The sequence below is a fragment of the Planococcus sp. ISL-110 genome, assembly GCF_018613575.1.
Lineage (GTDB): Bacteria > Bacillota > Bacilli > Bacillales_A > Planococcaceae > Planococcus.
Genome location: NZ_JAGGPX010000011.1, coordinates 350,275 through 364,920, shown reverse-complemented (window position 1 = coordinate 364,920; position 14,646 = coordinate 350,275). Strand labels below are relative to the sequence as shown.

17 protein-coding genes are annotated in these 14,646 nt (G+C 40.3%); 9 read left to right on the top strand and 8 right to left on the bottom strand.

Annotated elements, in window-relative coordinates; all coding sequences use genetic code 11:
• Nucleotides 1-4 precede the first annotated feature (4 nt).
• The 3 genes from J7I83_RS07630 (at nucleotide 5) to J7I83_RS07620 (ending at nucleotide 1,773) form a co-directional block, all read left to right on the top strand.
• Nucleotides 5-475, top strand: coding sequence for a hypothetical protein (locus J7I83_RS07630; protein ID WP_215100083.1), 471 nt, complete (start codon nucleotides 5-7; stop codon nucleotides 473-475).
• 35 nt (nucleotides 476-510) lie between these two features.
• Complete coding sequence (locus tag J7I83_RS07625; RefSeq protein WP_215100082.1) at nucleotides 511-834, top strand: MGMT family protein; 324 nt, start codon at nucleotides 511-513, stop codon at nucleotides 832-834.
• Between the two features lie 204 nt (nucleotides 835-1,038).
• Entirely contained in the window at nucleotides 1,039-1,773 is a 735-nt protein-coding gene (locus J7I83_RS07620; protein ID WP_215100081.1) for a gamma-glutamyl-gamma-aminobutyrate hydrolase family protein, read from the top strand.
• 258 nt (nucleotides 1,774-2,031) lie between these two features.
• Here the strand turns inward: J7I83_RS07620 and J7I83_RS07615 are convergent, their stop codons facing one another.
• The 3 genes from J7I83_RS07615 to J7I83_RS07605 all read right to left on the bottom strand — a co-directional run bounded on the left by J7I83_RS07615 (nucleotide 2,032) and on the right by J7I83_RS07605 (nucleotide 4,075).
• Nucleotides 2,032-2,391 (bottom strand): hypothetical protein, encoded by a 360-nt coding sequence (locus J7I83_RS07615; protein WP_215100080.1) that lies wholly within the window; start codon nucleotides 2,389-2,391, stop codon nucleotides 2,032-2,034.
• Nucleotides 2,392-2,486: 95 nt separating this feature from the next.
• Nucleotides 2,487-2,774, bottom strand: coding sequence for a hypothetical protein (locus J7I83_RS07610; protein WP_215100079.1), 288 nt, complete (start codon nucleotides 2,772-2,774; stop codon nucleotides 2,487-2,489).
• A gap of 5 nt (nucleotides 2,775-2,779) precedes the next feature.
• A complete protein-coding gene (locus J7I83_RS07605) occupies nucleotides 2,780-4,075 on the bottom strand; it encodes a helix-turn-helix domain-containing protein (protein ID WP_215100078.1) in 1,296 nt (431 codons plus the stop codon).
• Between the two features lie 524 nt (nucleotides 4,076-4,599).
• Here J7I83_RS07605 and J7I83_RS07600 point away from each other — a divergent pair.
• Both J7I83_RS07600 and J7I83_RS07595 read left to right on the top strand, forming a co-directional pair.
• A complete protein-coding gene (locus J7I83_RS07600) occupies nucleotides 4,600-5,193 on the top strand; it encodes a general stress protein (protein ID WP_215100077.1) in 594 nt (197 codons plus the stop codon).
• Nucleotides 5,194-5,333: 140 nt separating this feature from the next.
• Entirely contained in the window at nucleotides 5,334-6,206 is an 873-nt protein-coding gene (locus tag J7I83_RS07595; RefSeq protein ID WP_215100076.1) for a YflT domain-containing protein, read from the top strand.
• Between the two features lie 34 nt (nucleotides 6,207-6,240).
• On the opposite strand, the gene brnQ is transcribed toward J7I83_RS07595, so the two are convergent.
• The 3 genes from brnQ to J7I83_RS07580 all read right to left on the bottom strand — a co-directional run bounded on the left by brnQ (nucleotide 6,241) and on the right by J7I83_RS07580 (nucleotide 8,237).
• On the bottom strand, nucleotides 6,241-7,566 hold the full coding sequence (gene brnQ / locus J7I83_RS07590; protein WP_215100075.1) for a branched-chain amino acid transport system II carrier protein: 1,326 nt from the start codon (nucleotides 7,564-7,566) through the stop codon (nucleotides 6,241-6,243).
• Between the two features lie 117 nt (nucleotides 7,567-7,683).
• The gene (locus J7I83_RS07585) at nucleotides 7,684-7,869 is read right to left on the bottom strand and encodes a CsbD family protein (protein WP_215100074.1); all 186 of its coding nucleotides are present in this window, start codon (nucleotides 7,867-7,869) and stop codon (nucleotides 7,684-7,686) included.
• A 62-nt stretch (nucleotides 7,870-7,931) separates the two neighbouring features.
• A complete protein-coding gene (locus tag J7I83_RS07580; protein ID WP_251047503.1) occupies nucleotides 7,932-8,237 on the bottom strand; it encodes a hypothetical protein in 306 nt (101 codons plus the stop codon).
• Nucleotides 8,238-8,339: 102 nt separating this feature from the next.
• Here J7I83_RS07580 and J7I83_RS07575 point away from each other — a divergent pair, with 102 nt between their 5' ends.
• The gene (locus tag J7I83_RS07575; RefSeq protein WP_215100073.1) at nucleotides 8,340-9,302 is read left to right on the top strand and encodes an NAD-dependent epimerase/dehydratase family protein; all 963 of its coding nucleotides are present in this window, start codon (nucleotides 8,340-8,342) and stop codon (nucleotides 9,300-9,302) included.
• 174 nt (nucleotides 9,303-9,476) lie between these two features.
• Nucleotides 9,477-10,553, top strand: a complete 1,077-nt coding sequence (locus tag J7I83_RS07570) for a glycosyltransferase family 4 protein (RefSeq protein WP_215100072.1) — start codon at nucleotides 9,477-9,479, stop codon at nucleotides 10,551-10,553.
• Nucleotides 10,554-10,670: 117 nt separating this feature from the next.
• Here J7I83_RS07570 and J7I83_RS07565 read toward each other — a convergent pair whose 3' ends face one another.
• Entirely contained in the window at nucleotides 10,671-11,708 is a 1,038-nt protein-coding gene (locus tag J7I83_RS07565) for an LCP family protein (RefSeq protein WP_215100071.1), read from the bottom strand.
• Nucleotides 11,709-11,881: 173 nt separating this feature from the next.
• A complete protein-coding gene (locus J7I83_RS07560) occupies nucleotides 11,882-12,517 on the bottom strand; it encodes a YigZ family protein (RefSeq protein ID WP_215100070.1) in 636 nt (211 codons plus the stop codon).
• Between the two features lie 156 nt (nucleotides 12,518-12,673).
• Between J7I83_RS07560 and J7I83_RS07555 the strand changes: the two genes are divergently transcribed.
• Nucleotides 12,674-13,819, top strand: a complete 1,146-nt coding sequence (locus J7I83_RS07555; RefSeq protein WP_215100069.1) for a sensor histidine kinase — start codon at nucleotides 12,674-12,676, stop codon at nucleotides 13,817-13,819.
• A gap of 27 nt (nucleotides 13,820-13,846) precedes the next feature.
• A complete protein-coding gene (locus J7I83_RS07550) occupies nucleotides 13,847-14,521 on the top strand; it encodes a response regulator (RefSeq protein WP_215100068.1) in 675 nt (224 codons plus the stop codon).
• The last annotated feature ends 125 nt before the right edge of the window (nucleotides 14,522-14,646 follow it).

Sequence of the window (14,646 nt, the reverse complement as noted above, 5' to 3'; positions counted from 1 at the left end):
AATGATGAGATACATGCAATATAAAGGTGTTGTAGAACGAGAATATAAAAAGTCTTTAAGAAAAATCATGTATGAGATCTGTGTAGTGGAAGGGTTGAATGCTTCCCGTGGAGCAAAAAAACTCGGGGTTGCTAAGGAAATTTTCGTTTTTTGGAGAAATTTTTATCGTTTGGACAAGAATCAGCAGCTATTCGATCAAGCGGTTGACAACTTAGATCAGATGAAGTTTCTCTACCTGAACGAAGCAAAAGGCATCGATTTGTCGCGGCCTTTGCAGTATGAAAATGAACAATCAGTTCAGGGGCTTGAAGAGCTGATCGGACGAATGGTAGAGTATTATAAATGCAGGCACGCTGAAAGCGGTGGGCTGGATGTGGATACGGGAAAGCTGCCATTATATGAATTTGCACAAGAGCTCCTTGCAGATTATAAAAATGGAACTTTGTTGGAAGAAGTGAAAGATCAAAAGAAATAAGCAAAATCACAAAGTTAGTGGAATGGATGAAGAGAATGCAGACTTTTACTGAAAAAGCCTTAACCGTCATGAAGAGTATACCGCCTGGCAAAATTATGACCTATGGCCAAGTGGCTGCGACTGCAGGAAGTCCGCGTGCAGCCAGACAAGTCACGCGGATACTTCATAGCATGAGTGCGAAGTACAACTTGCCCTGGCATAGAATCGTCAATGCGCAGGGGCAAATTGTGCTGCAGAATGAAGAGTCCCGACTTTTCCAGAGAACCTCACTGCTAAGAGAAGGTGTGGAAGTTGACGGAAATGATCGAATCGACTTAAATCGTTTCCGTTTTGATCCTATGGCAGATGAAGAAAGCTAACTCCAACTAGACAGACCCTTTGGGTTTTTTTTTTTCGGGGATTAATGGTATTGGAAATAGACAGTAAACAATTGGGTTCGCATTAAAAGATGAACTAAATGGACAAATCATAATTAGGATAGACCACTAAAATGTTTGCTTTTTTATAAATAGAGGGTATGTAAAGAAGTGGACAACGTGATTAAGTGGAAAAGAGGAATTAAAATGACAGTCAAAGATAAGCCGGTTATCGGCATAACAGCACGAGTAGAAGAAGATCAAACATATTCATTGGACCCGGTATATGGCAGAGCAATTCTACAGGCAGGCGGCTTGCCGCTGATTGTGCCGATCGTGGACAAAGAAGACATCCCATTGCTGTGTGAGCGTTTGGATGGTCTAATTGTCACCGGCGGAGGCGATATTAACCCTACCCTATACGGAGAAGAACCTCATTTGCGTCTTGGGGCTGTATACCCGGGCAGTGACGAGTATGAAAAAGAATTGATTTTGAAATTTCTTGAGCTGGATAAACCGTTTATCGGAATGTGCCGTGGCCTCCAAATGTTCAATATTTCATTTGGAGGAACCAATTACCAGGATTTAGAGGCTCAATTTGAAGGAGATCTGCACCAGCATAAGCAAATGGCAATGCGTACGCATCGTACACATTCAGTAATCTTAGAAGATGATAGTTTGTTGTATGACATCATGAAAGAGAAAAAGTTCAATGTAAACTCTTTCCATCATCAGGGAGTTAAAGATGTATCAGATAAATTGACTGTGGCGGCCTATGCTGCTGATGGACTGGTGGAAGCACTGGAAAGCAAGAATCACCAATTTGCAATGGGTATCCAATGGCATCCGGAAGAATTTGCTCTTCAAGGTGATGAAGCTTCAATGAATATTTTTAAACGTTTTGTAGACGAATGTCTAGTAGACAAAAAACAAAATCAATAAATAATAAAATAGAACTGAACACAAAAAGATCCAGGGACTAATTGCTCCCTGGATCTTTTTTGCTGTCGGCTGGCATATACACCATCGTTTCTTTTCCATTGTCTTGAAGCAATACACCTGCTGGAAGGTTGAAAGCAATATAAGCCTGTATGTAATCACCTGCAGAGCCGGCGGAATTGACAATGATCAGTACATACAAACTGATAAAAATCTGTGAGGGGACAACTAGCCTAACTCAGGGGGATATCAAAGAAGGGGCTAAAGCGATGATGATAAAACTTTTTCGATTATAGTAAGCTTCGCTGCCGATTGAAAGAAAAGGAAAACGAATCTGAAAAGAAGGACATCGTCGGAAAAAACTTTGATGAAAAAGGCATGGGTAAGTTCGTGAAGTGCCATGTATATTAAAACCAAAGAGACCGTGAACAAAAACGAGAAAAAAGGGTTCATATTGTTTGACGAGGGTAAGCCGATCCATAAAGCAAAGCCAATCAGAACAACAGTGATAAAAATGAAAAAAAGCTGAATCATTAAATTGATGCTTTTGTCCTTAGCTAAATTAATCGTGCGCATAACTTCATAGTCAGCAGGTAATGAAAAAGTGTTTCCATTACTCATATGAGTTCCTCCGCCCTTATGATATCAAGTTTCTTCGGAAAGCAAAAAGGCCATCGCTATATAAAACAAGCGACAACCTATTATGATCTACAGTATTAAGCCTGTTGAGTTTTAACCGACCAAGGCTCAGGAACACGTGCCTGGACAGCTACTTCAGTGCCAACCGACCAAGGCTCAGGAACACGGGCCTGGACAGCTACTTCAGTGCCAACCGACCAAGGCTCAGGAACACGGGCCTGGACAGCAACTTCAGTGCCGACCGACCAAGGCTCAGGAACACGGGCTTGGACAGCAACTTCATCGGTTGAGTTTGTATTATTGCCAAATGATAAAGTACTTATTGTAAGGATAGAGAAAAACAAAATTGTCATGCCTTTTTTCATCACTTTCACTCCCTGTATAAAATATTTATATTCTTATATGATTCTCTTGCTTTGTTCATGATTTCAGCTGACTCTTTGTAACGTCCTTGCTCATAATATATATGCCCCAAGTGCCCAAAATAATAGCCGCTTTCGAAGTAATTTTCTGTAGCCTCAAGACTTGGAATCAGTTGGCTTAAGACGTAATTTTCGAACTCTTCATAGTTTTCATCTAAAAGATGGACCAGGCAGATAAATTCGATGTAAGCTTCTTTAAAAATGTGATTGGTAGGTGAATGAATATTCAATTTTTTATTTTGGACAATTTCCAAACCTTTACGGATCCATTCTCTTGCAGCCTCTAAGTTTTTCATTTCATATTGAGATTTGATTAAAATACAATAACTTAATAAAAGGTCAGCGGTATATTCTGGGTGAATGTAGTTTAAAGAATTCTCCATGTGGGTAATTGAGAGATCGTAATTCTGAAATAAAAAATATGAATATCCTAAATTAAATTCTGTAGTGAAGCGCAATATATCGATTTCCAGCTTGTTCCCAATAGTTAACGCATTTTTATAATGCTCCATTGACATTCTGAAGTTTCCGAATTGCTGGTGAGAAATAGCGATATTCAAATGGCACTCCACTATGCGCTTCGGTATGAATTCTTGTTGATAAATTTTTAATGCCATTTCAGAATACTTAAATGCCATTTCCGTTTCTCTGCACTTAGTGCTGGAGATTCCGATTGAATAATATAGATCACCAAGTTCTGAAGCAGAAATCGTATTTGGGGCTATTTTTTCAGCAACCAGATAGGTCTTCAAAGCTTTTTCGAAATCGTTGAGGATGTAATTATAGTTTCCATTATATTTATGAAACAGATAAAACTGTTCCTGATTCATAAATTCCCTGAATCGATCCGTTTCTTTGATTTTTTCTTCAGCACTTTCAAGGTCTCCTGTGATAATAAAATACCTGATCTGTTGAATGCTGTACTCCAACTCCACATCCTCATCAGCGTGCAACAGTGGGTGCCCTTGAATGTCGGCATACTGCTCCATGATCTTCGCTTTGTTTTGCGGATGTAACAATGAATTTTTGAAGTTCTTCACAAGTACTTTTCCAATCGGGTTATCTTTAGGCGCTAAAGGAATATCCAGTTTCTTGCATAAAGCTTCCAAGTCTTTCAATACTGGATCTTTAATTTCATTTTCAATTTTTTTCAGTTCTCTGGGAGACAGTATGCCAGAGGCTACTTCTTCCAAACTGATTTTTTGTTTTAAACGATGGTATTTCAAACGCATTCCCGTATCCATTACTGCTCTCCTTTCCTTTTGCAAGGGCAGTACTTCGGTCATCCACGTAGGAGAGTTGGTTTCTGCCTGCCTCGGACCATCCGAAAAGTAAGAAGAAAATAGATCGCCAAGTACGATAATTGCCGCCTCCACATCCCATATTTTACTTTGTTTTAATGTCTTTTATCCATGATATCATCAATTTTCGAAATAAACTGCTTTTTTATTTTGTATTCTTGAAAAAAGAGAAAAAAGGTAAAATAAGCCTACTACGGTAAATGTTGACCGAAAAAATACATTAAATCGCATTTTCTATAGGCATAAATGTTCATTTTGATGAGGCGGCTTTTGCTTCGCTTTTTCTATACTGCCTGTATAGTATCCAGTTACGCGAATCTGTTCACTAACAAAGCTTACAAAATAAGTAAAGAGGAGTGGTGCAGAAGCATTGCGGTTTAACGCTCAGTAGACAGGCAGGTTATTGATTCTTGCTTAATGGGTAAAGAAAAACTAGGACAGTCTATTAAATCTATGGAGGTTTTCTTATGAGTTCGGATAAAACAATACTTGCAGTTGTATTCTCGGAAAGTGACTTGTTGAATAAAATAGAAGATTTAAAGAGCGCTGGCTACAAAGAACAAGATCTTCACATTATGGCAAAAGACATTGAGCACTTTGAGAACTATGCATTTGATAAGAAAGAAGTGGATACGTTTACAGACAAATTTAAAGGGTTTGTCTCTGGAGAAAGCGGTGTTCGTGAAGGGGTTAAATCACTGGGCCTTTCAGAGTCTGAAACTGAACGTTACACCGCTGATCTTGCAAAAGGTGGAATACTTCTATATCAAGATGAGCAGGACAAAACCATACTTGATAAAATTTCAGGCAATGAAATAGATGCAGAACAGGAAAATCCGAATGATCAGCAAAGACAGCAGTTCATTAATTCGGTCGATAATAATTTTGACGAACAGGAAGACCGCTTTGCGCGGGGGGAAACATTCGCGCAGAATCCTACTATAGTCCAAGATGAAAGACATAACTCTTTCACAACTCAGGAAAATCCGGAAGTTGAAAAAGCAAGAGGTGGATCTAGTGAAACAGAAAAACATAGCCAAAATGACAAAAAGTATAAGTAACCTTGCGGAACATTCGCAAGGTTTTTTTGTGCCTAATAAAGCAAGCTTGCGGGTTGTCCATTGTCTTTTAACTATTCCAGGTTTTAGCCACTGGTCTGAGAGGGTAAACAAAAATAACACAGTACACAGGAGGTCATACAATGAGATCAGGTAATCGTGAATTTGAAATTGTATACAGCAAATCTGAATTGGATACGACAATTCAGGCATTAAAAGCGAAAGGATACCGTGTTGAAGATATCCATGTATTAGCCAATGACAAAAAAATAGTGGAGTCTGCTGGCAAAGAGGGTGTCCATGCCGATCAGGCAAACTCTCTTTCCAACCGGTTTAAATCCTTCCTGGGCGGCAAAGACATTGTCAGAAAAGAATTGGATCGTTTCAATTTGAATAAAGACAGAGCAGATGACTATGAACGTGAAATCGAAAAAGGTGCTGTTCTTCTTTACACGGATGGACAAGCCGTATCCTCAGAAGATGAACATTTTTCATCGTTGGACGATTCAAATGCTCCGATGGATCTGGAAGGAGAAACTGCGGGGACGCCTGGATCCGGAGCTGTTGCTCGTCACACAGACACACAGCATGATTCTGATGAAATTTATGCACGTGAAGTATCTAGAGAAGATCAGCATGCGAGAGCAGGGAAAAGCGATCGTCTACAGGACTCTCGTCTGAAAGGTGATGAAATTCATCCGACTGATGGGCTTTCTAAAGATGAAAGTTCTGTCCGTGAGAAGGAGTTGGACCATGAACCAGCTCTTCAGACAAAAAAAGGTGAAGAAAACCTGTTGCGTGAAGACGGAGTCAATCGTCGGCAGGATGAACCGTCACCTGGCTTAGATCCAAATTTAGGGCCAGCACCATTCGGCCGGGATTCTGAAGAAGAACATCTGCTGAATGATGAACAGACAGATGATCTGGAAAATCCGAGGAAATCCCAGGAACATCATGATGAAGCCGATCGAAGAAACAAAGACAATACACCACCACCAACACCTAGACTATTTTAAAAAAAGAAGGAGCCTTCCCAAAAGGGAGGCTCCTTTAGTTATTCTGATGTGTAGATCGTGCAATCACAATTCCTATCAAAGTGCCGATAACAGCTGGTAGAACCCAACCGATGCCCTGTTCAAAAAACAACAGATGGCGCAACACTGAATCCACCTGATCAAAAACAATGCCGGTTGAACGCAATGCATCAAAAATACTGATGACTGCAGTTGCGGCAAGGGGAATCATATAAACGTAGGATTTTCGATAAAATACACGGTCAAAAAACGACAAAATTACTAAGACGATTGCCACCGGATAAATAGCCAGCAACACTGGAAGGGAAATGGCGATTAATTGTGTTAAGCCGACATTCGAAATGATGGCAGAGAAAGTTGCAAAAAATAAAACGTAGACGATATAAGAAAACTTCGGAAAAATCTTAAAGAAAAACTGTGCGGTTGCTGATACCAACCCAATAGATGTTGTCAGGCAGGCAAAGGTTATTGCCGCAGACAGTATGATGCCGCCAATATCACCATACAAAACGCGTGAAGCCATGGCGATGATGATGCCGCCGTTATCCTGCAGACCGATCGCCTCAACGCTTGTAGCCCCGATATAGCTTAAAGATAAATAGACGGCAGACAAGCCGATGGCCGCAATAAATCCGGCATAGGCGGTCGATTTCAAGATAGTTCGGGTATCCGTAACTCCTTTGCTTCGGATCGATTGGATAATGACTATTCCAAAGACCAAAGCAGCTATAGCGTCCATCGTAAGATAGCCCTGTAGAAAACTCTCGAAAAAGGCTTCAGTGTCATAATTGCCGATAGGTGAACCTATAGAACCCATGGGTGTCAAAAAACTTTTTATAGCGAGTAATCCAATAACCAGTATCAGTAAAGGAGTCAGGACTTTACCGATTCGATCAACCAATTTTGTTGGATTCATCGCAAATAAAACAGTAATGGTAAAGAAAATTATGGTGAAGATAGTTAAGGACCAGAAAGATTCCGCAAAAGCATCTGGCAGAAAAGGCGCTGTTCCGATTTCAAATGCGACTGTAGCCGTACGTGGGATACCGAAAAAAGGACCAATGGCCAAATAAACAATCATGGTGAACACAATACCGAATACAGGATGGACTCGACCAGCGATGGACTGGAGATCTCCACCTGCTTTTGCGATAGCCAGAATGCCCAATAAAGGCAGGCCTACTCCTGTAAGTAAAAATCCAGTAATGGCAAAAGCCAGCTGGTCACCAGCAAGCTGCCCTAAATAAGGGGGAAAGATGATATTACCTGCTCCCAGGAACAAAGCGAAAAGCATGAGCCCTAAGGTTAGAATATCTATTTTTGTAAGCGCCTTCTTTTCCATGACAAGCTCCTTAATGAATAACATTTACACACGAACACTTATTATAACCGAATTCTTTAATTTTTGAAAACATTAAAAATGCAAAAGAAAAACCCGGTTGGGATACCGGGTTCTGAATCACTTTTTATCTTTGTTCTTAAAATCGCCGATCTTATCTTGGATATTCCCTTTGGCTTTGTCCATTTTTCCATCTGCTTGCTTATCAGGATCGTTTGAAGCATTGCCCATCTGATCTTTAAGCTCGCCTTTGCCTTTGTTTACTGCACCTTTTAATTTATCAGAAAAGCCTTTATTATCGCTCATGAATAATTCCTCCTTAAATTTTAACTACTTATACAATAGCCTTTTATTGAGGAACCTAAACATTAGTGTAAGTGATTTGATGTGAACGACAGGTTTAACAAGGTTGCTTTAGCGGTATCTTTAACAGTAATGCACAAATCTTCTTCGCTCAGCCTTTTCAGTGTTTGAAAAGGCGTATGTCCATTTTTAGCAACACCGAACCTCACTTCAGTATGCTGATCCATTGACAAGTCGACAAGAAGCCCTTCACAGTTGATGATTCTGGCGAGGTCTGCACGGGATCGGTAATCCATTTTCAATACAGCTGCTTCATCCCAAGGTGTCCAAACGGTCTTCAGTGAATAAAATTGAAGCATGTCATCCATCATGCCTACACCCCTAAAAAATATTTGAAAATTCATGATATTTTATTAAATATATCATATTATGACCGATTTAGTAATTGGAATCACTTATAAAGGAGTGAAAATATGAAAGTATTAATTATCGGAGGTACATCTTTTGTAGGGCGCCATATAGTAGAGAAACTTTTAGAAAACGGTCACGAAGTGGTTTTGTTCAATCGTGGGAAAAGTAATCCTGGCATCTTTCCTGAACTGAGAAGAATTATAGGGGACCGAAGAAAAGATGCGGTAAAATTGGCAAATGAAAGATGGGATGCGGTGATAGATACATCAGCCTACACGCCTGCAGATTTACAGCCGATCCTCGAAAATATTACAACGGATCATTATACATTTATTTCTACTATTTCTGTTTATAACAACTTTAAGCAGGGACCGGTTAAAGAAAATGTGCCTGTTCCCGAAGTGGAAGTTGAGGGAGACGATGTCACCGGAGAAACCTACGGCCCTTTTAAGGTGATGTGTGAACGGCTTATTGAAGAACGTTTAAGTGATGAAGCATTGATCATACGTCCTGGAATTGTCGTTGGACCTGCTGATCCGACAGACCGATTTACATACTGGGCAATAAAGTTAAATGGTACAGGACCTATTTTGATACCCGGCACTAAAACCAGAAAACTGCAATGGATCGACGCCAGGGATTTAGCTGAATTTACAGTTTCCCAGATTGAGAAGAAGGCAACTGGAGTATTTAATGTAGTTGCAGATCCTGTGTCAATGGAGGAATTTGTTTCGGGTGTGGCCTTTGGCGAGGCTGAAACAGTTTGGGTAGATGATCGTTATCTTTTGGGAGAGGGGTTGCAGGCCTTCGAATTGCCTTTTTGGATTCCAATCTCAGCTGATTTCCCTGAAGGTTTTATGCTGGTGGATAATGAAAAGGCGAAAAATGAAGGACTTACATTTCGGTCTCTTGAGGAATCTGCAAAAGATACGCTTCAATGGAGCAGGACAGAAGGACTTAGTCTGTTGAAGGCCGGAATAGATGAAGAAAAAGAACGCGACTTATTAAAGAAGCTAAAGATATAAAGAACTGATTGCTAAGAGATCAAAAAAATGATATTGCTGAAACTTTAACTGCGAAAAGGCGTCCAATTCATAAAGAGCCCGAATCACAAAGGAGCTTTTTCTTTATTTCTCGTATAGTCATGCTATAATACAAATGGATATGTATGTACAAAAGATGTTTTAAGGAGGAAAGATATGCTGTACCTTACCATGGTCTTGGCATTTATCGCTTCGATTGCACTGACTCCGATTGTTAAACGCATCGCTTTTCGCGTAGGAGCAGTTGACCATCCGAATTACCGAAAAGTTCATGCGAGAATTATGCCGCGTTTAGGCGGACTGGCCATTTTTGGTTCATTTTTAATCGCATATTTCATACTGAAACCACAAGATCCGATCTCTAATGCGATTGAAGCTTCTTTCATATCAATTGAAACAGCTATAATCATAGGTGCATTTTTGATTATTATTACCGGTGTACTGGATGATATGTACGAAATCAGCGCCAAAGCCAAATTGATTGGGCAGCTGGTCGCTGCGGGAATCGTGGTAGTCGGTGGCGGACTCGAAATTTCTTTCATTAACTTGCCATTTGGCGGGGTTCTGGATTTTGGTTATTTTAGTATTCCTTTGACTATCCTATGGATTGTCGGAATCACCAATGCCATCAACTTAATTGATGGTCTTGATGGATTAGCGGCTGGCGTATCAACAGTTGCTTTGTTGACTTTGGCGGCTATGGCTTTCATTATGGGCGATATCTACGTTATGTCCATGGCGGCTTTGATGGCAGCCAGTACCTTAGGGTTCTTAGTTTACAACTTTCATCCCGCTAAGATCTTTATGGGTGATACGGGTGCATTATTTTTAGGGTTTATGATTTCGGTACTGGCATTGATGGGCTTTAAGAACGTCACCGTTGTAGCGTTAATCATTCCAATCATTATGCTGGGCGTACCGATTTCAGATACATTTTTCGCCATCGTTCGTCGAGTACGTGAAAAGAAGTCAATTTCGGAAGCGGATAAATCTCATTTGCATCATTGCTTATTGAATATCGGCTTTTCTCATAGCCAAACTGTATTAATCATCTATGGAATTGCAGCCTTGTTTGGACTTGCTGCACTCCTGTTCTCTCAAGCGACTCTATGGGGAGGGATTTTGCTGATCAGTGTCATGCTGGTAGCAATCGAGCTTTTCGTAGAAGTGGTTGGCTTGGCAGGAAAGAACTACCGTCCGCTATTGAATCTGATGCGGCTGATCGGCAAGTAAAAAAGATTGGACTTGAAGCGGAATGCTTTTGGTTCAATCTTTTTATTTTGATGAAATTTAAAAGTGAATAAACTGTTAAAAAGTATGCAGAAAAAGTTCCAAAAAAAACACCACAGTTTATTGTGGTGTTTTTTCATCTTCATATGGAGATTCGGCAATTTTTTGCTCAATACCGCTATTGGTTAAATTAGAGGTGTCAGGTTTTAATCCCAAATGGCTTTGCAGAACATCCTGTACTTCTATTAGAGATTCTTCTTTTAACTTCCAATAATAAATACCGGTGGACATATCGTCATAACCATCGAGCGTAATTGTTTCCACATCCGGTTTCCCATTTTTTGCGTATTCGAACAATGCTCTCATGTCCTGGAAACTCATATCTGTTTTCATATTATCTCCAATTGCTTCAAAAACATCTCCGTACTTGGTGATCGATCCAACTGAGAGAGCGCGGTCCATAATGGATTCCAATATCACCTGTTGGCGTTTCCCGCGTTCGATGTCGTTATCGTAATGGCGGGTTCTGGCAAGTGCAAGTGTCTCACTGCCGTTAAGGAATTGGATTCCTTCTTTTAATTCGATTGCGCCCTGCGAATCGTTTTCATCCTGCTCGACTAAATCGTACGGTACTTCCACTTTTATTCCACCGAGAGCGTCGACCGTTTCAATAAATGCATCGAAATTCATGCGAAGGTAATAATCAACCGGGATATCCAATAACTCTTCAACACTTTCAATGGTTGAACTTGGACCATTATAAGCATATGCGTGTGTGATTTTATCTTCGTATCCACCATCCGGGATATACGTATACGTATCGCGCGGAATGCTGACAAGCTTAATGGATTTATCTGCATTGTTTAAAGTAGCCAGAATGAGTGCGTCCGATCGTATGCTGCTATCACTCTGATCACGTTTTTGACTGTCGTCGACACCGATGAATAGGATGGAAATGTTATCAGTCAGCGGCTCTACATCTTCATTGGTGTTTCCAACCGATTCAAAAGCAGTACCTACTGCAGACTCGGCTTTTTTGACCAAGTAAATTCCATAGGCTGAAACGCAGATAAGCAGTGAAACAGCCAAAGTGATGACTATTTTTATAATGGTCCGCTTTCTGCTCGATTTGGTTTTCCGATAAATTTTCCGGTTCATATAAGTTGCTCCTCTATCGATTATGGGCCAACCGAGTAATTAATTCGGATCAATCCAATTTTTTAATCAGTGCTCAATGTTCGTGTTAGTAGACGTTTTGTAAAAGAGAATGTTTCATTTTTCTGTGCTTTTGGTATTATACAGTGATTTGCGAAATGCGTAAATGAAAAGAATTACGGTAATTTAAATTCGAGAAAATGGTTGGCTTCTATACTGATACGAGCCTGGCCGTTTGTCAGTTCATTTATCCAGTTGATAAACTCGTTCTCTTTCTCAACAGGAACATGAATATAGAGGTCCACACCCTCGGTGTATTCAAGATGGTCTAATGGGAACGGAGATTGTCGAATTTCATTTTCCAACTTTCCGAGCCATGTATAGTCAATTGAAGTTTTCATCAGATAGTGGAGCTTTCTTTCTACGATGCCTGCAGCCGAAAGTGCAGCTGACGCGGCTTTACCATAAGCCCTTATCAATCCGCCGCTGCCTAATTTAATGCCACCATAATAGCGTGTAACCACAATCACTGTGTCTTTCAAGCCTTGTTTTTTCAGAACTTCGAGCATAGGAAAGCCCGCAGTGCCACTTGGTTCCCCATCGTCGTTCGCTTTCTGGACAGAGTCATGCTCTCCTATTAGGTAAGCGGAACAATTGTGAGTGGCCGACCGGTGAAGGAGTTTAATCGAATCGATAAATTCAATGGCTTGTTGTTCTGTTTCTGCTCGGGCAGCATGTCCGATAAACCTGGATTTTTGTATAAGTATTTCTGCACTGGCAGAATCGCCTACAGTTGTGTAATTTTCTCGCAATTTAACTCCTCCTGTTGTAAAATGAAATCAGATAATTTGTAACGTATATTTAATATGGTCTTGCTCATAAAGTGATATACTTGATTACAGCCGACAAGGTATAAAGAAGTAATAAATTTACCGGGATACAGTCAGTATAGCTAAGGCGGTTTTAGAATGGCAAAGAAAATCGGTGGTAAAGCACCTGATTCTATTTTTAAAGAAATGCTAGTCGGAATGGAACAGGCAAAACAAGATATCTTCGTCATCAGTGAAGAAAGTCGCCAAAGTTATGAAGAAATGAAAGATGAATTGGAAGATGTCCGATTGAACATTTCACATGTGATCGAGGATGGAGATTTTTTGGAAGACAAGACACGTGCCGCTCGCAGGCGTTTGGCGGAAGTATCTCAATTCTTCAATTCTTTTACTGAAAGTCAAGTTCGCCAGGTGTATGAACAGGCTAATGACCTTCAAGTGCAATTATCCCTCAATCGGAATGAAGAAAAAAAGTATCGGCAAAAGCGGGATAAGCTGCAGCGCCGACTTCAGGTTTTGCTCCAAACGATCGAACGGGCTGAAAGTCTTGTCAATCAGATTAATGTAGCCAGCAGTTACTTGACTTCAGATTTAAAAAACGTTGATGAAGCTATCGACAAGAATAAGTCAAGTCAAGATTATAGCCTCCGCATCATCGAAGCGCAAGAGGAAGAAAGAAAGCGTCTCTCCAGGGAAATCCATGATGGCCCTGCGCAAATGATGGCCAATGTCCTGCTTCGTTCAGATTTGATTGAAAGAACTTATCGTGAAAAAGGGCCTGAATTGGCTTTCCAGGAAATAACATCATTAAAAGAAATGGTTAGGCAGGCACTTACCGAAGTAAGAAAGGTTATTTATGATTTGCGGCCCATGGCGCTGGATGATTTGGGTCTGGTGCCGACTTTAAAGAAATACATCGATACCATAGAAGAATATAATAAGGGTATTAAATTGAAGTTCCAATCAAATGGAAAAGAAGTGCGGCTACCCAATAAATACGAAACCGCCATTTTCCGTCTTGTTCAAGAAGGAATTTCAAACGCAATACGCCACGGCAAATCGACTGAAATTACAGTTGAATTGGAATGGTTAAGGGATCAAGTAAAAATCATCTTGACAGATGATGGAACTGGTTTTGATCAAGGAATTGTAAAAAATCAGTCATTCGGATTGGCAGGTATGAGAGAGAGAATCGAATTAGTTGAAGGTGACTTTTTCATTAATTCCTCACCTGGGAACGGCACAGTCTTAATGTTTCATATACCCTTTAAAAAGGGTATATAAGATAGGGTATTCAAGGAGGACGACGTAATGACAAAAATTATTATTATAGACGATCACCAATTATTCCGTGAAGGTGTAAAAAGAATTTTAGATTTCGAGAGCTCATTTGAAGTTGTTGCTGAAGGCGGAGACGGCAACGAAGTCGTTAAGTTATATGAAGAAAACCACCCGGACGTGGTATTGATGGATATTAACATGCCGCAAAAAAATGGTGTAGAAGCTACAGGCGAATTGATTGAAAAGTTCCCTGATGCAAAAGTCATTATGCTGTCTATCCACGATGATGAATCTTATGTAACACATGCATTAAAAACCGGTGCTTTAGGTTACATGCTTAAAGAAATGGATGCAGACGCGATTATTCAAGCGATTAAAGTTGTAGCAAAAGGCGGATCATATTTGCATCCTAAAGTTACACGCAATTTAGTAATGGAATTCCGTCGTTTAAGTGAACGCGAAAACAAAGGTTCTTTCCATCAAACGGAAATTCGCCGTCCATATCATCTATTGACGAAGCGTGAAAGCGAAGTTCTTCAATTGTTGACTGATGGTCAGAGTAACCGTGTCATTGGAGAGACTTTATTCATCTCTGAGAAAACGGTCAAAAATCACGTATCAAGCATCTTGCAGAAAATGCAGGTAAATGACCGGACACAGGCAGTGGTAACTGCAATCAAAAATGGTTGGGTTGAAGTAAGATAAAAATAAAAGACGGTGTACTTGCTTATCTGCAGGTACACCGTCTTTTTTTGTTCGAATGAAATTCACCAGTCTGCCTTATGCCCGTCAGAGCTACACGGGCGCCTTCGCTTTTCTGTGTCCAGACT